This window comes from Streptomyces sp. NPDC030222, assembly GCF_055573115.1.
The window spans coordinates 1-19,867 of record NZ_JBVICA010000017.1; the positions used below are offsets into that span (position 1 = coordinate 1).

Consider the following 19,867-nt stretch of genomic DNA (forward strand, 5'->3'; position numbering starts at 1 on the left):
GGAGACCACCACGGTGTGGGACACCCCGGGGGTGTTGTCCACGAAGTTGGTGATCAACCAGTTCAGGTTCTGTGCCGCCTGGCTCATCGGGCTCAAAACTCACGCTCCTGCTGGTGAGTGGGGCGGGTGTAGCTGCCGGTGGACGAGCCGTCCCCGGAGTTCTCGGGACCGTTGCCGGCCTGGTGCCGGCCCTGCTGGATGCCGCGGCGCAGGTTGGTCAGACGACCGCGGACCTCGTCGGGAGCCCGCGACACCTGCGGTCCGGTCTGGGTGGGCTGCTGCTGCGCGGTACCGGGCACCAGGTTGGCGCGCGGCACACGGCGCGGCAGACCCGAACCGGTGACCCCGCCCGCAGCGGGCTTCCGGGTCCGCTCCGCCTGCCGCACGAACTCGTCGTTCGGCGTGGTGCGCCAGGCCGTGCCGGCCGCGGCGCCACCGGACTGCCCCTGCGGCGTCGGCTGCTGGGGTACGTGCTGCTGCGGGGCGGCGGTCTGCGGACGTTGCGCCTGCTGCCGGCCTGAGCCGTCGCCGTGGAACCAGTTGGTCTCCAGCGTGTCGTACAGCGGGGTGCGGCCGTCACCGGGGCCCGGAGCCGGGGGCAGTGCCTCGGGCTGGGGCTGCGGCGGCAGGCTCGCTGCCGGGCGGCGCGGAGCACCGGCGCCCTGGCCCTGCTGGCCGATACGCGGCCGCTGACCGGCCGGGCCGAGACCCGTGGCACCGAGGTCGCCGCCCTGGCGGCGGGCCGGCAGCTGGCCGCCCGCGGCGCCCTGCGGCGCGCCGGCGTCGGGGCGGGCGAACTGTCCGGTCGACGAGGCGTCGGGCCGGGCGAACTGGCCCGTGGACGAGGCGTCGGGCCGGGCGAACTGGCCCGTGGACGAGGCGTCGGGCCGGGCGAACTGGCCCGTGGACGAGGGGTCCTGGCCCTGTCCGGCAGGCGTTCCGTAGACGTCCGGGCGGACGAACTGGCCGGTCGCACCGGCGGTCTGGCCACCCGGCTGCGGCGCCGAGAAGTCGGGGCGCGGGAACTCCGCGGTCGAGCCGGGGCCCGACACGGGGCTCGCACCGGGACGGGCGAACTGGCCGGTGGCCTCGGACTCCTCGTGGCCGCGCGGCGCGTCGAGGGAGCCGCGCTGCGGCGCACCGAGCTGGTCGTCGGCCCAGCCGCCGGCCTGACGGCCGCCCTGTGGCTGCTGCGGACGGCCGGGACCACGGCCGGGGCCGCCCTGACCGAATCCGCTCTGGCCCGTGCCGCCCGGCCCGCCCTGCTGCGGGACGCTCTCACGGGGCGGCAGCGCGGCGCGCTGAGCCCCGCCGGGGACCTGGCCGCGCTGTGCGCCGGCGCCGAGACGTCCGGCACCGCCGGCGAGTCCGGGACGGGCACCGGGTCCGGGTGCGATACCGGAACCGGCGGCCGGACGTGCGCCGGCACCCTGGGCCTGTCCGCCCTGGCCACCCTGTCCGCCCTTGGCCGGCGGCTTCTTGCCGCCCTGGGCGACGTCGACGGGCAGCATGACCAGCGCGGTCGTACCGCCCGAGTCGGAGGGACGCAGCTGGATCCGGATGCCGTGCCGCAGGGACAGGCGGCCGACCACGAAGAGACCCATGCGCCGGGACACCGAGACGTCCACGGTGGGCGGCGACGCGAGACGCTCGTTGATCGCCGCGAGGTCCTCGGGGGAGAGGCCGATACCGGTGTCGTGGATCTCGACCAGGACGCGGCCGTCGGGCAGCGCGTGGCCGGTGACCCGGACCTTGGTCTGCGGGGAGGAGAACGAGGTGGCGTTCTCCAGCAGCTCGGCCAGGAGGTGCACGAGGTCGTTGACGACACGGCCGGCGACCTCGGTCGCGGGGACGGCGGCCAGTTCGATGCGCTCGTACTGCTCCACCTCGGAGGCGGCGGCACGCAGGACGTCGACCAGGGGGACCGGGCGGGTCCAGCGGCGGCCGGGCTCCTCGCCCGCGAGGACGAGGAGGTTCTCGCCGTTACGGCGCATACGGGTCGCGAGGTGGTCCAGCTTGAAGAGGGAGGACAGCTGGTCCGGGTCGGCCTCGCGGGACTCGAGCTCGGAGATGAGGGACAGCTGGCGCTGGATGAGGCCCTGGCTGCGGCGCGAGAGGTTGGTGAACATCGCGTTGACGTTGCCCCGCAGAAGGGCCTGCTCGGCGGCGAGGCGGACCGCCTCGCGGTGCACGTCGTCGAATGCCGCGGCCACCTGGCCGATCTCGTCCCGGCTGTGCACACCGACGGACTCGACACTGGTGTCGACGTCCTGCGGGTCGGCCTCGGAGAGCTCCTTGACGAGCTCGGGCAGACGTTCCTGGGCGACCTTGGTTGCGGTGTCCTGGAGGCGCCGCAGCGAGCGGATCATGGACCGGGCCACGATGAAGGCACCGACCAGCGAGACGCCGAGCACCAGGAGGATCAGCGCACCGTTGATGAGTGCCTCGCGCTGCGACTCCTCGCGCAGCTGACGGGCCTTCTGCTCCATCTCGCCGAGCAGCGTGGCCTCGATCATCCGCATCTGGTTGATCTTGACGTCACTCGCGTCGAACCAGTCGCGGTAGGAGGTGGCTGGCACGGTCTTGATGCCGTCCTTGCGCTGCAGCACGCGCTGTGCGTAGAGCTCGGACTTCGGGATCTCGGGGCTGCCGCTGACGAGCGGGGCCAGCAGCGCCTCGGCGTCGCCGGTGTAGACCGCGGTGAAGGTCTTGAGCTTCAGGTCCTCCGCCTCGAGGGCGTCCTTGCCGCGGAGCCGGTCGTTCTCCGACATGTGGGTGTCGTCGTCGGGCTTCGCCGGCAGGGCCGCGGCGATGATCGCGCGCTGGATCGACACGTACTCCTTGGCGGACGAGAAGGCCGCCAGGGCGCGGGTGCGCTGGATCATCTCCGGGTTGGAGGTGGCCTGGGCCATGTCCTGGGAGAGGCTCAGGAGGCTCTCCACCAGGCGGCTGTAGCGGTTGACCGTCTGGGCGACGTTGTCCGAGGAGTACGCCTCGCGCCGGATCGTCTCCAGGTTGAGGAGCTGGGTGTTGATGTCCCGCAGGTTGCTGCGGATGGAGTCCAGGTGCTCGTCCTCGTTGGCCGCCTTGATCCGGTCCGACTCCTGCTGGAACAGCTTGAACGCCTGGTCGGTGGTGCGGATGCGGTCCTGGACCACCCGGGTCGCCGACGGACCCGTGGTCTTGTTGGCGAGGGGGCCCGCCGACTCGTCGCGCTCCTCCTGGAGGGCGGAGGCGAGCTCGGTCGCCTGCCGCGTCATCTCCGTGAGCAGCTGCATGTGGTCCAGCTGCTCCATGCTGTCAAGGGACTCGTTGATACGGAGACCACCGAGCGTCGTCGCCGCGACCACGGGGAGGGCCAGCAGCGAGACCAGGCGCGTGCTGATGCGCCAGTTGCGCAGCGCTATTCGCGGGCCCGTGGAGTTGGATTTGTCGGGGGTCACCGAACTGAACGGGGAGGCCTTCTTGCCGTCACCGCCCGCACCCGGACGGTCGGTGGTGCCGCCGCCCTCGTCGCCGGCCTTCGCCGGACCCTGGCTCTGGGCGTGCTGGGGCGAGGAGCCGCGGTCGGTCCCGCCGCGCGGCTCCTGTTCAGCCGCAGCGCTGCCATCCCTCTTGAAACGTCCCTGCACTAGCGTCGCAACCTCTGGACCAGGCGCCCCTCCGTCGGACGGCGGGGCGGTGTCGGCGTTAGCGGGGCACGGTGCACCCCGTTTGGTCGTGAGTGACCGGCGCTCCCCCTTACCGCCGCACTCGGCGCTCCTTTGCGCCCCTGCACGCCGGCCTCAAACCCGCGGCGGTGCGTGGAATTCCAGCACAGTGCCGGATCTCCAACAAGGCCCGCGCCGGACAGGTACGTTTCGGTGACCCCACGCGCCTGCCCCGTCACGGGATGTGGAAAAAGAACCGGGTGAATCGGGACATCCCTTGCAATTCTCGTCGGCGGGGTGAGTGTCCCAGTCGCCATGATCAGGAGCGGAATGGCGGGTTCAGTTACGCAATGTCCGATTCCACTCCTGGTGATCCAGGTCCGAACTGTCCGGAATGCCCGGCAATCCGTGAGCAAACTCACACAATGATCGTCGTCGAAATCAACGATTCGATGGGAATTCGATGTTTAGCCTGACGCTTTACAGGGATGGCCCATCCGACAAGCGGTCCGCCGCTCCAACCGACAAGGTCCGAAGAAGCAGATGAAGACGACGATGATGTTCCGCAACATAGCCAACCCGCGTCGCACCACTCTCGCGCACCTCGACAGTGCCGCGGACCTGCACGCGGTGGAGCGGCCGGAGCACTCCGTCGACCTGCCGGCCAGCACCGCCAACCCCCGTCGCACCATCCTCATGGAGGCCCCGGCGGCCGTCGCCGGATGACACCTCCGGGACTGCCCCACCACGGCACCCCGTAATACGCAAGGCCGCCGCCCCCGGCCGCGTTAGCCTGGAGCGTCAGACTCCAGCCAGCAGGTCAAGCAGTGAGGGGCGCCAGCATCCCGTGCGCATCGCCAGGTTCTCCATCGACGGCAATGTCGCCTTCGGCGTGGTCGAGGGCGAAGACCCCGACGGCCTCGTCCTCGACATCATCAAGGGAATCCCGTACGCCGACTTCGAGCTCTCCGGGACCAAGGTCCCGCTGAGCAAGGTCCGGCTGCTGCCGCCCGTACTGCCGAACAAGGTCGTCGCCATCGGGCGCAACTACGCCGAACACGCCGCGGAACTCGGCAACGAGGTCCCGGACGTCCCCGTCGCCTTCTTCAAGCCCACCACCTCGGTGATCGGCTCCGGCGACGCCATCGAGTACCCGTCCTTCTCGGAGGAGCTGCACCACGAGGCCGAGCTGGCCGTCGTGATCGGCCGCATGTGCCGCGAGGTACCCCGTGAGCGCGTCAAGGACGTCATCCTCGGCTACACCTGCGCCAACGACGTCACGGCACGGGACGTGCAGCGGCGCGAGACGCAGTGGGCCCGCGCGAAGGGCTTCGACACCTCCTGCCCGCTCGGCCCCTGGGTGGAGACCGACCTCGACCCCGCCGACCTCACCATCCAGTGCACGGTCAACGGCGAACAACGCCAGCTGGGTCGCACGAGCGACATGATCCGCTCCATCGAGGACCTGGTCGTCCACATCACCGAGGCCATGACGCTGCTCCCCGGAGACGTCATCCTCACCGGCACCCCCGCCGGGGTCGGCCCCCTCAACGTCGGCGACGAGGTCGCCGTCACCATCGAAGGCATCGGCACTCTCACCAACAGGGTGATCAAGCGTGGCTAACCCCCCTCGCGTACGTTTCTGTCCCTCCCCGACCGGCAACCCCCATGTGGGTCTGGTCCGCACCGCCCTCTTCAACTGGGCGTTCGCCCGCCACCACGGCGGTACGTTCGTCTTCCGCATCGAGGACACGGACGCGGCCCGCGACTCCGAGGAGTCCTACGAGCAGCTCCTCGACGCGCTGCGCTGGCTCGGCTTCACCTGGGACGAGGGCCCCGAGGTCGGCGGACCGCACGCCCCCTACCGCCAGTCCCAGCGGATGGACATCTACCAGGACGTCGCCGCCAGGCTCCTCGACGGCGGCTACTCCTACCACTGCTACTGCACCGCCACCGAGCTGGAGGACCGCCGCGAGGCCGCCCGCGCCGCCGGCCTGCCCTCCGGCTACGACGGCACGTGCCGGGACCTCACCGCCGAGCAGAAGGCGGCCTACGAGGCCGAGGGGCGCGAGTCCATCGTCCGCTTCCGGATGCCCGACGAGCCGATCACCTTCACCGACCTGGTCCGCGGCGAGCTCACCTTCACCCCGGACAACGTCCCGGACTACGGCATCGTCCGCGCCAACGGCGCGCCCCTCTACACGCTCGTCAACCCGGTCGACGACGCGCTGATGGAGATCACCCACGTCCTGCGCGGCGAGGACCTCCTCTCCTCCACTCCGCGCCAGATCGCCCTCTACAAGGCGCTGATGGAACTCGGCATCGCCAAGGGCGTTCCGGAGTTCGGCCATCTGCCGTACGTCATGGGCGAGGGCAACAAGAAGCTCTCCAAGCGCGACCCGCAGTCCTCCCTCAACCTCTACCGGGAGCGCGGCTTCCTCCCTGAGGGACTGCTCAACTACCTCTCGCTGCTGGGCTGGTCCCTCTCCGCCGACCGGGACCTCTTCTCGATCGACGAGATGGTGGCGGCCTTCGACGTCAAGGACGTCAACGCCAACCCGGCCCGCTTCGACCTCAAGAAGGCCGAGGCGATCAACGCCGACCACATCCGCCGGCTCGACCCCAAGGCCTTCGCCGAGGCCTGCGAGCCCTGGCTGACCGCCCCGCACGCCCCCTGGGCGCCCGAGGCCTTCGACCGGACCGCCTGGGAGGTCATCGCCCCGCACGCCCAGACCCGCCTCACGGTCCTCTCCGACATCACCGACAACGTCGACTTCCTCTTCCTCGACGAGCCGGTGCAGGACGAGGCGTCCTGGCAGAAGGCGATGAAGGAGGGCTCCGACGCCCTGCTGCGCACCGTCCGCGCCAAGCTGGAGGCGGCGGACTGGAACGCCGAGGCACTCAAGACCGCCGTGCTCGCGGCCGGCGAGGAGCACGGCCTCAAGCTTGGCAAGGCCCAGGCGCCCGTCCGGGTCGCGGTCACCGGCCGCACGGTCGGCCTGCCGCTCTTCGAGTCCCTGGAGATCCTCGGCCGGGAGAAGACCCTGGCCCGTGTCGACGCGGCCCTGGCGAAGCTCGCCGCGTAGCCGGGCACACCCCGGATCCGATTCCTGCCCGGTGGGGCGGCGGCCCGCGCGGCTGCCGCCCCACCGGCGTTGTGGCCAGGGGTGTCCGGTGGATCATGGCCGGGCCCGACCCTGGTCCACCGGACACCCCTAGACTCGGGCCATGCCCATACGCGCGGTCCTCTGGGACATCGACGACACGCTCTTCGACTACACGGGTGCGGACCGCGCAGGGTTGTGGAAGCACCTGCAGGCGGAGGGCCTGCTCGACGGATTCACGTCCGCCGAGCACGCCCTCGCTCTGTGGCGGGAGGCGACGGACCTGCACTGGGCCCGGTTCGCGGCCGGGGAGACCGACTTCACGGGGCAGCGCCGGGACCGCGTGAGGACCTTCCTCGGCAGGCCGATGGACGACGAGACCGCGGACGTGTGGTTCGACGGGTACGTGGCCCACTACAAGGCCGCCTGGACGCTCTTCCCGGATGCGCTGCCCACACTGGACCTGCTCGCCGACGGATACCGGCACGCGGTGCTCTCGAACTCCAGCCTGACCGCGCAGGAGCCCAAGCTGCGTGCCCTCGGGGTCTGGGACCGCTTCGAGGCGGTGCTGTGCGCCGCCGAGCTGGGCGTGTCCAAGCCTGCGGTGGAGGCGTTCCTCGCGGGCTGCGCCGCCCTGGGCGCGCCCCCCGAGGAGGTGCTGTACGTCGGGGACCACCCCGAGATCGACGCCCGCGGCGCCGCCGGGGCGGGTCTGACCGGCGTCTGGCTCGACCGGGCCGGCACGGGCGGGGAGCAGGGACTGATCAGCATCAAGGGGCTCGACGAACTCCCCGGACTGCTGCGCGGGGATACCCGTTTTGGAGCGCCGGACACCTTCGGGTAATGTTCTTCCTGCGCCGCCGGGCGGGCTGAAAGGCCGGCAGGGAGGCGCAAGCCGAACAAGACCCTGTGAAGGGTTGAGTTTTGGTGGCCTATGGTGTAATTGGCAGCACGACTGATTCTGGTTCAGTTAGTCTTGGTTCGAGTCCAGGTAGGCCAGCTCGCAGAGCTCATCTGCAAAGCCCCCGTTGTGTAGCGGCCTAGCACGCTGCCCTCTCAAGGCAGTAGCGCCGGTTCGAATCCGGTCGGGGGTACTGATCCTTCCCGCGGGGTCACCTGGGTCGCACCCGGTGCCCTCGATGCAGGATCGCTAGGGCCCCCGTTGTGTAGCGGCCTAGCACGCCGCCCTCTCAAGGCGGTAGCGCCGGTTCGAATCCGGTCGGGGGTACTGGTCTATACCACCATGGGCTATGGTGTAATTGGCAGCACGACTGATTCTGGTTCAGTTAGTTTAGGTTCGAGTCCTGGTAGCCCAGCTGGATCGTCGAGATCCATGCCCCCGTTGTGTAGCGGCCTAGCACGCCGCCCTCTCAAGGCGGTAGCGCCGGTTCGAATCCGGTCGGGGGTACGTCAGGAAAAGCCCTCCGCGTGATCGCGGAGGGCTTTTCCGTGTCTGTGGTGCCGTTTCCGTGTCTGTGGTGCCGTTTCCGTGTCTGTGCTGCCGGCGGAACGCCCCGCAGCCGGCGGGCAGGGAGAAGCCCCCGGGCAGGCCGCTGCGGCGTCGGAGCGGCCGCCCGAGGGCGGAAGGACGAAAGGGGGAGGCGTCAGCCGGCCCGGCGCAGCGCCTCGGTGAGACGTGCCGCGGCGTCGATGACCGCCTGGGCGTGCATGCGGCCCGGGTGGCGGGTCAGCCGCTCGATCGGCCCGGACACCGACACGGCCGCCACCACGCGGTTCGAGGGGCCGCGCACCGGCGCGGACACCGAGGCCACGCCAGGCTCGCGCTCGCCGATCGACTGGGCCCAGCCGCGGCGCCGTACGCCCGACAGGGCCGTAGCCGTGAAGCGGGCGCCCTGAAGGCCGCGGTGCAGCCGCTCCGGCTCCTCCCAGGCCATCAGGATCTGGGCGGAGGAGCCCGCCTTCATGGTCAGCGTGGAGCCGACCGGAACGGTGTCCCGGAGTCCGGACAGCCGCTCGGCCGCCGCCACGCAGATGCGCATGTCGCCCTGGCGCCGGTAGAGCTGTGCGCTCTCCCCGGTCACATCACGCAGGTGGGTGAGTACCGGTCCTGCCGTGGCCAGGAGCCGGTCCTCGCCCGCCGCGGCGGCGAGCTCCGCCAGCCGCGGGCCCAGGATGAACCGGCCCTGCATGTCCCTCGCCACCATCCGGTGGTGTTCCAGTGCCACGGCAAGGCGATGTGCCGTGGGTCGTGCGAGCCCTGTCGCCGCGACCAGCCCGGCGAGGGTGGCCGGACCGGACTCCAGAGCGCTCAGTACCAGAGCTGCCTTGTCGAGAACGCCGACGCCGCTAGAGTTGTCCATGCAACGATACTCACGTCTCACTCTGTGAAACGCAAGTTCAAATTTCCCGGGAACTTGCGAACCTGGAGGAGAGGCCGCTGGGCGGCCCCCGTTTCGGGTCTCGAGTTTGTGCCGGTTCCGGCCGGCCGGAGGGAAAGCGATGGGTAGGACACTCGCGGAGAAGGTCTGGGACGACCACGTCGTCCGGCGCGCCGAGGGCGAGCCCGACCTGCTCTTCATCGATCTCCACCTCCTGCACGAGGTGACCAGCCCCCAGGCATTCGACGGGCTCCGCAAGGCCGGCCGCCAGGTGCGACGGCTCGACCTGACCATCGCCACCGAGGACCACAACACCCCGACGCTGGACATCGACAAACCCATCGCCGACCCGGTCTCCCGCGCCCAGCTGGAGACGCTGCGCAAGAACTGCGCGGACTTCGGCGTCCGGCTGCACCCGCTGGGCGACGTCGAGCAGGGTGTCGTCCACGTGGTGGGACCGCAGCTGGGACTGACCCAGCCCGGCACCACCGTGGTCTGCGGTGACTCCCACACCTCCACACACGGTGCCTTCGGCGCGCTGGCCTTCGGTATCGGCACCAGCCAGGTCGAGCACGTGCTGGCCACCCAGACGCTGCCCATGGCCCGTCCCAGGACCATGGCCATCACCGTCGAGGGCGAGCTGGCCGAAGGGGTCACCGCCAAGGACCTGATCCTGGCGATCATCGCGAAGATCGGCACCGGCGGCGGACAGGGCTACGTCCTGGAGTACCGCGGCCCGGCCATCGAGAAGCTCTCGATGGAGGCCCGGATGACCATCTGCAACATGTCGATCGAGGCCGGCGCCCGGGCGGGCATGATCGCCCCGGACGAGACCACCTTCGCCTACCTCGAGGGCCGTCCGCATGCCCCCGAGGGCGAGGACTGGGACGCCGCGGTCGCGTACTGGAAGACCCTGCGCACCGACGACGACGCCGTCTTCGACGCCGAGGTCGTCATCGACGGGTCCGCGCTGTCACCGTTCGTCACATGGGGCACCAACCCCGGCCAGGGCGCACCCCTGTCCGCCTCCGTCCCCGACCCGGCTTCGTACGAGGACGCTTCGGAGCGTCTGGCAGCCGAAAACGCCCTGGAGTACATGGGGTTGACCGCGGGACAGCCGCTGCGCGAGATCAAGGTCGACACGGTCTTCGTAGGCTCCTGCACCAACGGGCGGATCGAGGACCTGCGCGCCGCCGCGGCAGTGCTGGAGGGCCGCAAAGTCGCCGACGGCGTACGGATGCTGGTCGTCCCCGGCTCGGTCCGGGTCGGTCTGCAGGCCGTTTCCGAGGGCCTGGACAAGGTGTTCAAGGAGGCCGGCGCCGAATGGCGGCACGCCGGCTGCTCGATGTGTCTGGGCATGAACCCCGACCAGCTGGCCCCCGGTGAGCGTTCCGCGTCCACCTCGAACCGCAACTTCGAAGGCCGGCAGGGCAAGGGCGGCCGCACCCACCTGGTCTCCCCGCAGGTCGCCGCCGCGACCGCGGTCACCGGCCACCTGGCCTCGCCCGCCGACCTGACCGACGCCCCCGCGACCGCCGGAGTCTGACCATGGAAGCCTTCACCACCCACACCGGCCGCGCCGTTCCGCTGCGCCGCAGCAACGTCGACACCGACCAGATCATCCCCGCCCACTGGCTGAAGAAGGTCACCCGCGACGGGTTCGAGGACGGTCTGTTCGAGGCCTGGCGCAAGGATCCCGGGTTCGTGCTCAACCGGCCCGAGCGCCAGGGCGCCACGGTGCTGGTGGCAGGTCCCGACTTCGGCACCGGCTCCTCCCGCGAGCACGCCGTCTGGGCCCTGCAGAACTACGGCTTCAAGGCAGTGATCTCGTCCCGCTTCGCCGACATCTTCCGTGGCAACTCGCTGAAGAACGGCCTGCTCACGGTGGTCCTGGACCAGAAGACCGTGGACGCCCTCTGGGAGCTGACCGAGGCGGACCCGACCGCCGAGATCACCGTGGACCTGGAGGACCGCCAGGTGCGCGCCGCCGGCGTGACCGCGGACTTCGAGCTCGACGAGAACGCCCGCTGGCGGCTGCTGAACGGTCTGGACGACATCAGCATCACGCTCCAGAGCGAGGCCGACATCTCGGAGTACGAGGCGGGCAGGCCCTCCTTCAAGCCGAGCACCGTCCAGGCCTGACACCCGTTCGGCACTGTTCCCCCCGGTGCGCCCCGGCCCTCCTCGGGCCGGGGCGCACCGGCTTTTTTCGGCCCCGGAGAAGACCAACTCGGCGGGATCTCCCGTAAGATGGCTGGATATGAACTTGCGTGTCGGTGGTCCGTCCGGATTGCCGACTGCGGTTCCGGGGCCGCCAGTTACCTCTGTCGGAGGCGACAACTCGCCCCAGATGGCACAATCGGCGCATGGAACGCGACAGCCAACTCGAGCTCTACGAGGTGGTGGCGAACCGACTGAAAGAAGCCCACGCCAAGGTGCGTGCACTGCAAGTCCCGGAGGGCGTGCGGATGACGCTGTCCCGGAAGCTGCTGGTCATAACCGCCGCGGCAAAACACGATCTCGCCGATGCGGCAAGGCGTCTGGACCTGTTGATGAAGGACCTCGACGAGGGTCGATTCCCCGAAGGCGACTGATCCGTTGCGGCACTAGGGTGATTAGCCCGTTTCGTGTTTGATTTGCGGTATATATCTGCCTAACGTGCGAAAACGCTTGAACACTTTCGTTCCGGCAATGTCTCCGAAGGGGAAGACGTGAACAAGGCGCAGCTCGTAGAAGCGATTGCCGACAAGCTCGGCGGCCGCCAGCAGGCCGCGGACGCTGTCGACGCGGTCCTCGATGCGATCGTTCGTGCAACCGTGGCGGGCGACCGTGTCTCGGTCACTGGTTTCGGCTCGTTCGAGAAGGTCGACCGTCCGGCCCGTTACGCGCGCAACCCGCAGACGGGCGAGCGCGTGCGGGTCAAGAAGACCTCGGTGCCGCGCTTCCGCGCCGGTCAGGGCTTCAAGGACCTGGTCAGCGGCACGAAGAAGCTCCCCAAGGGTGGCGAGGTCTCCGTCAAGAAGGCCCCGAAGGGCAGCCTCCAGCTCGCGGCGAAGAAGGCCGCGGCGAAGAAGGCGGCCGCGAAGAAGACCACGGCCGCCAAGCGGACCACCGCCGCGGCGAAGAAGACCGCCGTCAAGAAGACCGCGGCCGCCAAGAAGACGACGACCGCGAAGACCGCGGCCGCCAAGAAGACGACGACCGCGAAGACCGCGGCCGCGAAGAAGACCGCGCCCGCCAAGAAGGCCGTGGCGAAGAAGGCGCCGGCCAAGAAGGTCACCGCGCGCAAGACCACCGCGAAGAAGGCCACTGCCAGGAAGTAAGCGGCACCTGGCCGATGGGCCACTCACGCGCCGGGCCGGACTCCCTCAGGGGAGCCCGGCCCGCGGTGTTTCCGTGTGCGGGAGCGGCGGGCCGGAGGCACGTCGGATACGGGCCGCAGGACCGGCCGTGATGCGGACGGCCGGGATCGGGCCTCGGCTAGCGGGAACCCGCTGGACGGGGGCAGGTGGTTCGCCCCGGGATCTCCGGCAGCGGAGCCCGGAGCCGTTGGAACGTGAGGCGCCGGACTCGCGGGCGCCGGAACGCACGGGGCGGGAGACGGCGCGGGACATGCGGCGTGGAGCGTACGGGCGGTGGGCCGCACGCGGCGTGGAGCCTACGGGCGGTGGGCCGCACGCGGCGTGGAGCCTACGGGCAGCGTGCCGTACGAGGCGGGAGACGGCGAGGGAGGCAGGCGGCACGGTGCGTACGAGCCGGAACGCGCCGCGCGCGGATCAGAACGTCTGGAGGGTCACCAGCGTGATGCGGCGGGCATCGCCCTCGCCCTCGACCTCGATCCGCACCCGCTGACCGGGCCGCAGCAGCCGCAGCCCGCCCGCGTCGAACGCCGGGGCGTCGAACGGAACGGGTGTGCCGTCGTCGAGCAGCACACTGCCGCTGCGGGATTCGGGATCGTACGTGTACGCGGTCGCCTGCATGCCCGAAGCCTAGACCGCCGCGCACCGCGCGGTCGTCCGTGGTCCCACGCCCAGCAGCAGCGCCTCCCGCAGATCGTCGCCCGTGTCCACGTCCCGGCGCACCGAATCGACCCCTTCGAGCACGATTTCCGCGGCCCCCGAAGCCAAATGCCGGACCCGGGACGCCCCCCCGAATGCAGGTCCCAATTCCACGCCCGGAGCCGCCGACAGCAAAGTCGTCCCGATTCCTGCCGCATCCCCGAGAAATGCCCGAGGAAATACCGAAGCGGCATCCAGTACCCGGTGCAATTCCGCAGGCCGCAAGGCGGGCAGGTCCGCGTTGAGCGCTGCGACCGGTGCCCCCGGACGCTTTGCCCGCACCCGGCGGGCACCGTGCGCCAGCGCGGCATTGAGGCCGGCCCGCGGCTCGTCCGGGACGATCCGCGCACCCACCGCGGCCAGCGCGGACGCCGCCCGCGGGTCATCCGTGACCACGGCCACATCCGCCACCGAGGGGCACGACAGCGCTGCGGCCACCGTGTCCTGCGCGAACGCCAGCGCGAGCCATGGCCGCAGCGTCTCGCCCGTGGCGGCGGCCAGCCTGCTCTTGGCCAGGACCAGGGGTTTCAGCGGTACGACGAGGGACCACGACGCTATTCCCCGGGTGTCCGTGGCGAGCCCTCCGTCCATACGGTCCTTCCGTGCAGTACAAGGCACTCATTGTCGCCCGCCCCGCGGCCCGGACGGCCGTGGCCGCGACCGGGGCGTACGGTGTCCTCGACAGACCAGGGGCCCCGGGCGACACTTGAGCCCGCACAGCCTGGAACGAATGAAGGGGTGTCCGAGTGTCCCGCCGCAAGATCGGCTTCTGGTACCGCCTGGCGGCGGTCATCGCCAAACCGCCCCTGGTGGTTCTGTTCAAGCGGGACTGGCGCGGAATGGAGCACATTCCGGCCGAAGGAGGGTTCATCACCGTGGTGAACCACAACTCCTACCTCGACCCGCTGTCCTATGCGCACTACCAGTACAACACCGGCCGGGTGCCGCGGTTCCTGGCCAAGGTCGGCCTCTTCAAGAGCGGCTTCGTCGGGACGATGATGCGGGGCACCGGCCAGATCCCCGTCTACCGTGAGACCGCCAACGCCCTGGACGCCTTCCGGGCCGCGGTCGAGGCCATCGAGAAGGGCGAGTGCGTCGCCTTCTACCCGGAGGGCACCCTCACCCGGGACCCCGACATGTGGCCCATGACCGCCAAGACCGGCGCCGCACGGGTCGCGCTCGTCACCAAGTGCCCGGTGATCCCCGTCGCCCAGTGGGGTGCCAATCTGGCCATGCCGCCGTACGCCAAGGAGAACAAGCTCCGGCTGTTCCCCCGAAAGACCCTCCAGGTGCTGGCCGGCCCGCCCGTCGACCTCTCGCGCTTCCACGGCAATGAGCCCACGCCGGACGTCCTCAGGGAGGCCACCGAGGTCATCATGGCCGCCGTGACCGCCCTGCTGGAGGAGCTGCGCGGCGAGACCGCGCCGCCGGAGCCCTGGGACCCGCGCAAGGCCCGGCTCGAACAGCGCCGCAAGGCCGCGGGGGAGGGCGCCAAGTGACCCGTGCAGCCGTCTTCGGAACGGGCTCCTGGGGCACCGCCTTCGGCATGGTCCTGGCCGACGCGGGATGCGAGGTGACCCTCTGGGGCCGCCGGGCCGAGCTCGTCGAGGCCGTCAACACCACCCGCACCAACCCCGACTACCTCCCGGGCGTCGAACTGCCCGCGAACCTGCGGGCCACCACCAGCCCCGCCGAAGCCGCACGGGACGCCGCGTTCACCGTCCTCGCGGTGCCCTCCCAGACGCTCCGCGGGAACCTCGCCGAATGGGCACCCCTGCTGCCCGCCGACACCGTCCTCGTCTCCCTGATGAAGGGTGTCGAACTGGGCACCGCCAAGCGGATGAGCGAGGTGATCGAGGAGGTCGCCAAGGCGCCCGCCGACCGCGTCGCCGTCCTCACCGGGCCCAACCTGGCCAAGGAGATCGCGGCCCGGCAGCCCGCCGCGGCGGTCGTCGCCTGCCGCGACGAGGACGTGGCCCGGCGGCTCCAGGCCGCCTGCCACACTCCCTACTTCCGGCCGTACACCAACACCGACGTCGTGGGCTGCGAGCTCGGTGGAGCCGTCAAGAACGTCATCGCGCTCGCCGTCGGCATCGCGGACGGCATGGGCCTCGGGGACAACACCAAGGCGTCCCTGATCACCCGCGGCCTGGCCGAGACCACCCGGCTCGGCCTCGCCATGGGCGCCGACGCGCACACCTTCGCCGGCCTCGCCGGCATGGGCGACCTCGTCGCCACCTGCTCCTCGCCGCTCTCCCGCAACCACACCTTCGGCACCAACCTCGGCCGCGGCATGACGCTCCAGGAGACCATCGCCGCCACGAAGCAGACCGCGGAGGGCGTCAAGTCCTGCGAGTCCGTGCTCGATCTGGCCCGCAGGCACGGCGTCGACATGCCCATCACGGAGACCGTCGTCTCGATCGTCCACGAGGGGAAGCCGCCCATCGTGGCCCTCAAGGACCTCATGTCACGGAGTGCCAAGCCGGAGCGTCGCTGACGCGATTCGAACGACGGGGTACGCTCGTCGCGATATGAGCAGCGAGAACCTCCCCCAGAGCCCCGAGCAGCAGCAGCTGCGCAAGCCGCGCGTCGCCGTCGTGTTCGGCGGCCGCAGCTCCGAGCACGGCATCTCGGTCGTCACGGCCGGCGCTGTGCTCCGCTCCATCGACCGCGCCAGGTACGACGTGCTGCCGATCGGTATCACCGTGGACGGCCGCTGGGCACTCACCGCGGACGCACCCGAGCGGATGGCCATCGCCGACCGCAAGGTGCCGAACGTCGAACAGCTCGCGGACTCCGCGGACGGCACCGTCGTGCTGTCCGCCGACCCGGGCAGCCGTGAGGTCCTCTACACCGAGCCCGGTGCGGTCCCCAAGGCCCTGGGCGAGGTCGACGTCGTCTTCCCCGTGCTGCACGGCCCCTACGGCGAGGACGGCACCCTCCAGGGCCTGCTGGAACTGGCCGGCGTCCCCTACGTGGGCTCCGGTGTGCTCGCCTCCGCCGTCGGCCAGGACAAGGAGTACATGAAGCGGGTCTTCATCTCCTTCGGCCTGCCCGTCGGCCCGTACGAGGTGATCCGGCCGCAGGAGTGGGACCGGGACCCGGCCGCCGCCCGCAAGAAGATCGTCGACTTCGCGGGCGAGCACGGCTGGCCGCTGTTCATCAAGCCCGCCCGGGCCGGCTCCTCCATGGGCATCACCAAGGTCGACGACCTCTCCGGCCTGGACGAGGCGATCGAGGAGGCCCGCCGCCACGACCCCAAGATCCTCGTCGAGTCGCTGCTCCGGGGTCGCGAGATCGAATGCGGCGTGCTGGAGTTCGAGGACGGCCCGCGCGCGAGCGTGCCCGCCGAGATCCCGCCGGTCTCCGCCCACGACTTCTACGACTTCGAGGCGAAGTACATCGACTCCGCCGCCGGGATGGTGCCCGCACCGCTCACCGACGAGCAGACCGCCGAGGTACAGCGGCTCGCCGTCAAGGCCTTCGAGGCCGCGTCCTGCGAGGGCCTGGTCCGTGCGGACTTCTTCCTCACCGAGGACGGCGGGTTCGTCATCAACGAGATCAACACCATGCCCGGTTTCACCCCGATCTCCATGTACCCGCGGATGTGGGAGGAGAGCGGAGTCGACTACCCGGAGCTGATCGACCGGCTGATCCAGGCTGCGCTGCGCCGCCCGACGGGCCTGCGCTAGGCATCTGCTCCACTGGGGGGACCCGACTCCCGCCCGAGACCCGGACCCGGACCCGGCCGCACCGGCGGCCGGGTCCGGGTCGCGTTCGCACGGTTCCGGATTGCCGCCCGTACCGCCGAGGCGGCCACGGGCGGGGGAGCGGCACGGGGAAGGGCCGGGAGGGTTCAGTAGGAAGGGATGCCCTCGGGGATCGTCCGCCGGACCGGGCGGGCCAGTTCCATCAGCGCTCCGACGTCATGGGCGAACTTCGACGGGGCACTGACCTCCACCGTGGCGAGCCGCAGCGCCGTGGTTGCGCGCCAGCCGCCGTCGTCCGCCTTGTGCACCGTCCAGCCGACGTCGTCCGCGGTCACCGGGGTCACGGAATCGTCGTGCACCGGCGCGGACCGGGGGATCCCGCAGCGCAGTACGATCGCAGAATCGTCCCCCCACCGGGCGGTCAGCGGGGATTCGGGTCTGGGATCATTCCGTTCGAGACCGGCCAGCGTGCCCGGCAGCGCCTCGTCCAGGGCACGGCAGAGCGCGGCGGTCTTCTCCGGCGGCTCGGGGACCGTGATCGACACCTCCGCACCCGTGGAGGTACAGCCCGCCACGGCCAGCAGGAAGGCCGCGGCGGGTACGAGAAGAGGCCGGTGGCGGGTGAAGGTCACCGGCCCAGCGTAGACGGGGGCTACAGATGCACGACCGGGCAGGTCAATGTGCGTGTGATGCCGTCCACCTGCTGCACCTTGGCCACCACCATCCGGCCCAGCTCGTCGACCGTGTCGGCCTGCGCCCGCACGATCACGTCGTACGGCCCGGTCACGTCCTCGGCCTGGATCACTCCCGGGATCTGCCCGATGGTCTCGGCGACGAGCGACGCCTTGCCCACCTCGGTCTGGATGAGGATGTACGCCTGTACCACGGAACCTCCAGGGCGGCCACGAGGATCATGTGGGAAGAAGGGACGCCACGGTACCGCGTCGCCGCACACCACGGGGAGACCCTTCCCCCACCTACGCCGGGGATACTCCTTGCGGCCGGTGGAACCTCCGGCCCGGCGACCGGGATGCGTCCCCGAGGCGTGGCGTACGGAGATCAGAAGTTGACGTATGTGTTGACGGTAACTGGAGCGGTGACGGCTCGCGACCCGGAGCAGAACGGGCGGGAAGCCGGCCAAGAAGGGGAACGGCGATGAAGGGCACAGTCGGCGAGTTGGGCGAGTTCGGGCTCATCAGAGAGCTCACCTCCCGGCTCACCTCCACCCCGGCGGTACGGCTCGGCCCGGGGGACGACGCCGCGGTCGTGGCCGCCCCCGACCGCAGGGTGGTGGCGAGCACCGACATCCTGCTCGAAGGACGGCACTTCCGGCGCGACTGGTCGACGGCGTACGACGTCGGCCGCAAGGCCGCCGCACAGAACCTCGCCGACATCGCCGCGATGGGCGCCGTCCCCACGGCGCTGCTGCTCGGCCTCGTAGTGCCGGCGGAACTCCCCGCCACCTGGCCCACCGAGCTCATGGACGGACTGCGCGACGAATGCCAGGTCGCCGGGGCAGCCGTGGTCGGCGGCGACGTCGTGCGCGGCGACACCATCACCGTGTCCATCACCGCCCTCGGCGACCTGCGCAACCACGAGCCGGTCACCCGCGCCGGAGCCCAGCCCGGCGATGTCGTCGCCTACACCGGCTGGTTGGGCTGGTCCGCCGCCGGGTACGCGGTCCTCTCCCGCGGCTTCCGCTCGCCCCGCGCCTTCGTGGAGGCGCACCGCAGGCCCGAACCGCCGTACCACGCCGGTCCCGCCGCTGCCGGGCTCGGCGCCACCGCCATGACGGACGTCAGCGACGGACTGGTCGCCGACCTCGGTCACATCGCCGAGGCCAGCAAGGTCCGCATAGACCTGCGCTCCGGCCTCATCGACATCCCCACCCAGATGAACGACATCGGCCAGGCCGTCGGCGTCGACCCCCTGCAGTGGGTGCTGAGCGGCGGCGAGGACCACGCGATCGTCGCCACCTTCCCGCCCGACGTGAAGCTCCCCGCCCGCTGGAAGGTCATCGGCGAGGTCCTCAACCCCTCCGCGCTGCCCCAGGTCACCGTCGACGGTGCGCCGTGGACCAGCAAGGGCGGCTGGGACCACTTCGGCGGCCACGCGGACGAGCTGTGACCCCCCTGGCCGCGACCCCGCCCCGGGTACTGACCGTCGCCGGATCCGACTCCGGCGGCGGTGCCGGCATCCAGGCCGACCTCAAGACCATGCTCGCCCTCGGCGTGCACGGCATGAGCGTCGTCACCGCCGTCACCGCACAGAACTCCCGGGGCGTACAAGAAGCCTGGGAGCTCCCCGCGGAGGCGGTACGGGCCCAGTACCGCGCCGTCGTCGACGACATCGGCGTACAGGCCGTGAAGACCGGCATGCTCGCGTCCGCCACGCTCGTCGAGACCGTCGCCGAACTCCTCGCGGACACCGGCGCACCGGTCGTCGTCGACCCCGTCGGGGTCTCCAAGCACGGCGACCCGCTGCTCGCCGAGTCCGCACTCGGTTCGGTGCGGAAGAGCCTGCTGCCCCGGGCCACCGTCGCCACGCCCAACCTCGACGAGGTGGCCCGGCTCACCGGGATCGTCGTCGAGGACGAGCACGGGATGCGGCGGGCCGCCGACGCGATCCTCTCCTTCGGACCGCGCTGGGCCCTGATCAAGGGCGGGCATCTGCCCGGTGACGCCGTCGACCTGCTCACCGACGGCACCGAGGAGCACTGGCTGCGCGCCCCGCGGCACGACAACCGCCACACCCACGGCACCGGCTGCACGCTTGCCTCGGCGATCGCGTCCGGTCTCGCCAGGGGACTCGCCGTCCCCGGTGCCGTGACCGCAGCCAAGGAGTACGTCACCGGCGCCATCGCGGCGGGGTTCGCGCTCGGCGACGGGATCGGACCGGTCGACCACGGTTGGCGGTTCCGCGCGCAAGGCGCCTAGCAACACCTCGGGCGGTGTGCGCCCCGTCGGACCGCGGGCCGGCACCGCTCGCCGTGGTGTGGTCGAGCCG

19 protein-coding genes, 5 tRNA genes and 1 pseudogene are annotated in these 19,867 nt (G+C 70.8%); 18 read left to right on the forward strand and 7 right to left on the reverse strand.

Features of this window, described 5'->3' with window-relative positions:
• A pseudogene (locus ACZ4Z5_RS23080) lies at positions 1–87 on the reverse strand (roadblock/LC7 domain-containing protein); the annotation flags it as partial.
• Positions 88–92: 5 nt separating this feature from the next.
• Entirely contained in the window at positions 93–3,632 is a 3,540-nt protein-coding gene (locus ACZ4Z5_RS23085; RefSeq protein ID WP_468265676.1) for a sensor histidine kinase, read from the reverse strand.
• Between the two features lie 561 nt (positions 3,633–4,193).
• On the opposite strand from ACZ4Z5_RS23085, the gene ACZ4Z5_RS23090 reads away from it, so the two are divergent.
• The 9 genes from ACZ4Z5_RS23090 (at position 4,194) to ACZ4Z5_RS23130 (ending at position 8,162) form a co-directional block, all read left to right on the forward strand.
• Positions 4,194–4,376 (forward strand): hypothetical protein, encoded by a 183-nt coding sequence (locus tag ACZ4Z5_RS23090; RefSeq protein WP_468265678.1) that lies wholly within the window; start codon positions 4,194–4,196, stop codon positions 4,374–4,376.
• 121 nt (positions 4,377–4,497) lie between these two features.
• Complete coding sequence (locus ACZ4Z5_RS23095; RefSeq protein ID WP_468265680.1) at positions 4,498–5,274, forward strand: fumarylacetoacetate hydrolase family protein; 777 nt, start codon at positions 4,498–4,500, stop codon at positions 5,272–5,274.
• On the forward strand, positions 5,267–6,736 hold the full coding sequence (gene gltX, locus ACZ4Z5_RS23100; protein WP_468265682.1) for a glutamate--tRNA ligase: 1,470 nt from the start codon (positions 5,267–5,269) through the stop codon (positions 6,734–6,736). Before ACZ4Z5_RS23095 ends, gltX begins: the two co-directional genes overlap by 8 nt.
• 142 nt (positions 6,737–6,878) lie before the next feature.
• Positions 6,879–7,598, forward strand: coding sequence for an HAD family hydrolase (locus ACZ4Z5_RS23105; protein ID WP_468265684.1), 720 nt, complete (start codon positions 6,879–6,881; stop codon positions 7,596–7,598).
• An 84-nt stretch (positions 7,599–7,682) separates the two neighbouring features.
• Positions 7,683–7,754: transfer RNA gene (locus ACZ4Z5_RS23110), tRNA-Gln, on the forward strand.
• A 21-nt stretch (positions 7,755–7,775) separates the two neighbouring features.
• Positions 7,776–7,848, forward strand: a tRNA-Glu gene (locus ACZ4Z5_RS23115).
• A 61-nt stretch (positions 7,849–7,909) separates the two neighbouring features.
• Positions 7,910–7,982 (forward strand) — tRNA-Glu (locus ACZ4Z5_RS23120).
• Positions 7,983–7,998: 16 nt separating this feature from the next.
• Positions 7,999–8,070 (forward strand) — tRNA-Gln (locus tag ACZ4Z5_RS23125).
• A 19-nt stretch (positions 8,071–8,089) separates the two neighbouring features.
• Positions 8,090–8,162 (forward strand) — tRNA-Glu (locus ACZ4Z5_RS23130).
• Positions 8,163–8,358: 196 nt separating this feature from the next.
• Here ACZ4Z5_RS23130 and ndgR read toward each other — a convergent pair.
• On the reverse strand, positions 8,359–9,075 hold the full coding sequence (gene ndgR, locus ACZ4Z5_RS23135; protein ID WP_345040825.1) for an IclR family transcriptional regulator NdgR: 717 nt from the start codon (positions 9,073–9,075) through the stop codon (positions 8,359–8,361).
• A 139-nt stretch (positions 9,076–9,214) separates the two neighbouring features.
• Between ndgR and leuC the strand changes: the two genes are divergently transcribed.
• The 4 genes from leuC to ACZ4Z5_RS23155 all read left to right on the forward strand — a co-directional run bounded on the left by leuC (position 9,215) and on the right by ACZ4Z5_RS23155 (position 12,416).
• Positions 9,215–10,639, forward strand: a complete 1,425-nt coding sequence (leuC, locus tag ACZ4Z5_RS23140) for a 3-isopropylmalate dehydratase large subunit (protein ID WP_468265686.1) — start codon at positions 9,215–9,217, stop codon at positions 10,637–10,639.
• 2 nt (positions 10,640–10,641) lie between these two features.
• Positions 10,642–11,235 carry a 3-isopropylmalate dehydratase small subunit gene (gene leuD, locus ACZ4Z5_RS23145; protein ID WP_468265688.1) on the forward strand — a complete coding sequence of 198 codons (594 nt, stop codon included), beginning with the start codon at positions 10,642–10,644 and terminating at the stop codon, positions 11,233–11,235.
• A gap of 224 nt (positions 11,236–11,459) precedes the next feature.
• On the forward strand, positions 11,460–11,687 hold the full coding sequence (locus tag ACZ4Z5_RS23150; RefSeq protein WP_468265690.1) for an SCO5555 family protein: 228 nt from the start codon (positions 11,460–11,462) through the stop codon (positions 11,685–11,687).
• Between the two features lie 117 nt (positions 11,688–11,804).
• Positions 11,805–12,416, forward strand: coding sequence for an HU family DNA-binding protein (locus ACZ4Z5_RS23155; protein ID WP_468265692.1), 612 nt, complete (start codon positions 11,805–11,807; stop codon positions 12,414–12,416).
• Positions 12,417–12,869: 453 nt separating this feature from the next.
• Here the strand turns inward: ACZ4Z5_RS23155 and ACZ4Z5_RS23160 are convergent, their stop codons facing one another.
• Together ACZ4Z5_RS23160 and cofC are read right to left on the reverse strand one after the other, a co-directional pair.
• The gene (locus ACZ4Z5_RS23160) at positions 12,870–13,073 is read right to left on the reverse strand and encodes a hypothetical protein (protein WP_468265694.1); all 204 of its coding nucleotides are present in this window, start codon (positions 13,071–13,073) and stop codon (positions 12,870–12,872) included.
• Between the two features lie 9 nt (positions 13,074–13,082).
• The gene (gene cofC / locus ACZ4Z5_RS23165) at positions 13,083–13,742 is read right to left on the reverse strand and encodes a 2-phospho-L-lactate guanylyltransferase (protein WP_468265696.1); all 660 of its coding nucleotides are present in this window, start codon (positions 13,740–13,742) and stop codon (positions 13,083–13,085) included.
• A 155-nt stretch (positions 13,743–13,897) separates the two neighbouring features.
• On the opposite strand from cofC, the gene ACZ4Z5_RS23170 reads away from it, so the two are divergent.
• The 3 genes from ACZ4Z5_RS23170 to ACZ4Z5_RS23180 are packed head-to-tail and all read left to right on the forward strand — an operon-like array spanning position 13,898 to position 16,843.
• On the forward strand, positions 13,898–14,650 hold the full coding sequence (locus ACZ4Z5_RS23170; RefSeq protein WP_468265698.1) for a lysophospholipid acyltransferase family protein: 753 nt from the start codon (positions 13,898–13,900) through the stop codon (positions 14,648–14,650).
• Positions 14,647–15,648: an NAD(P)H-dependent glycerol-3-phosphate dehydrogenase gene (locus ACZ4Z5_RS23175; RefSeq protein ID WP_468265700.1), complete on the forward strand. Its 1,002-nt coding sequence runs from the start codon at positions 14,647–14,649 to the stop codon at positions 15,646–15,648. Before ACZ4Z5_RS23170 ends, ACZ4Z5_RS23175 begins: the two co-directional genes overlap by 4 nt.
• 34 nt (positions 15,649–15,682) lie before the next feature.
• The gene (locus ACZ4Z5_RS23180; RefSeq protein WP_468265702.1) at positions 15,683–16,843 is read left to right on the forward strand and encodes a D-alanine--D-alanine ligase family protein; all 1,161 of its coding nucleotides are present in this window, start codon (positions 15,683–15,685) and stop codon (positions 16,841–16,843) included.
• Positions 16,844–17,007: 164 nt separating this feature from the next.
• Here the strand turns inward: ACZ4Z5_RS23180 and ACZ4Z5_RS23185 are convergent, their stop codons facing one another.
• Together ACZ4Z5_RS23185 and ACZ4Z5_RS23190 are read right to left on the reverse strand one after the other, a co-directional pair.
• On the reverse strand, positions 17,008–17,493 hold the full coding sequence (locus tag ACZ4Z5_RS23185) for a DUF3515 family protein (RefSeq protein ID WP_468265704.1): 486 nt from the start codon (positions 17,491–17,493) through the stop codon (positions 17,008–17,010).
• Positions 17,494–17,513: 20 nt separating this feature from the next.
• Entirely contained in the window at positions 17,514–17,747 is a 234-nt protein-coding gene (locus ACZ4Z5_RS23190; protein ID WP_468265706.1) for an Lrp/AsnC family transcriptional regulator, read from the reverse strand.
• Between the two features lie 269 nt (positions 17,748–18,016).
• Here ACZ4Z5_RS23190 and ACZ4Z5_RS23195 point away from each other — a divergent pair, with 269 nt between their 5' ends.
• On the forward strand, positions 18,017–18,988 hold the full coding sequence (locus tag ACZ4Z5_RS23195) for a thiamine-phosphate kinase (protein ID WP_468265708.1): 972 nt from the start codon (positions 18,017–18,019) through the stop codon (positions 18,986–18,988).
• Positions 18,985–19,797: a bifunctional hydroxymethylpyrimidine kinase/phosphomethylpyrimidine kinase gene (gene thiD / locus ACZ4Z5_RS23200; protein WP_468265710.1), complete on the forward strand. Its 813-nt coding sequence runs from the start codon at positions 18,985–18,987 to the stop codon at positions 19,795–19,797. The genes ACZ4Z5_RS23195 and thiD overlap by 4 nt, the downstream gene beginning before the upstream one ends.
• The last annotated feature ends 70 nt before the right edge of the window (positions 19,798–19,867 follow it).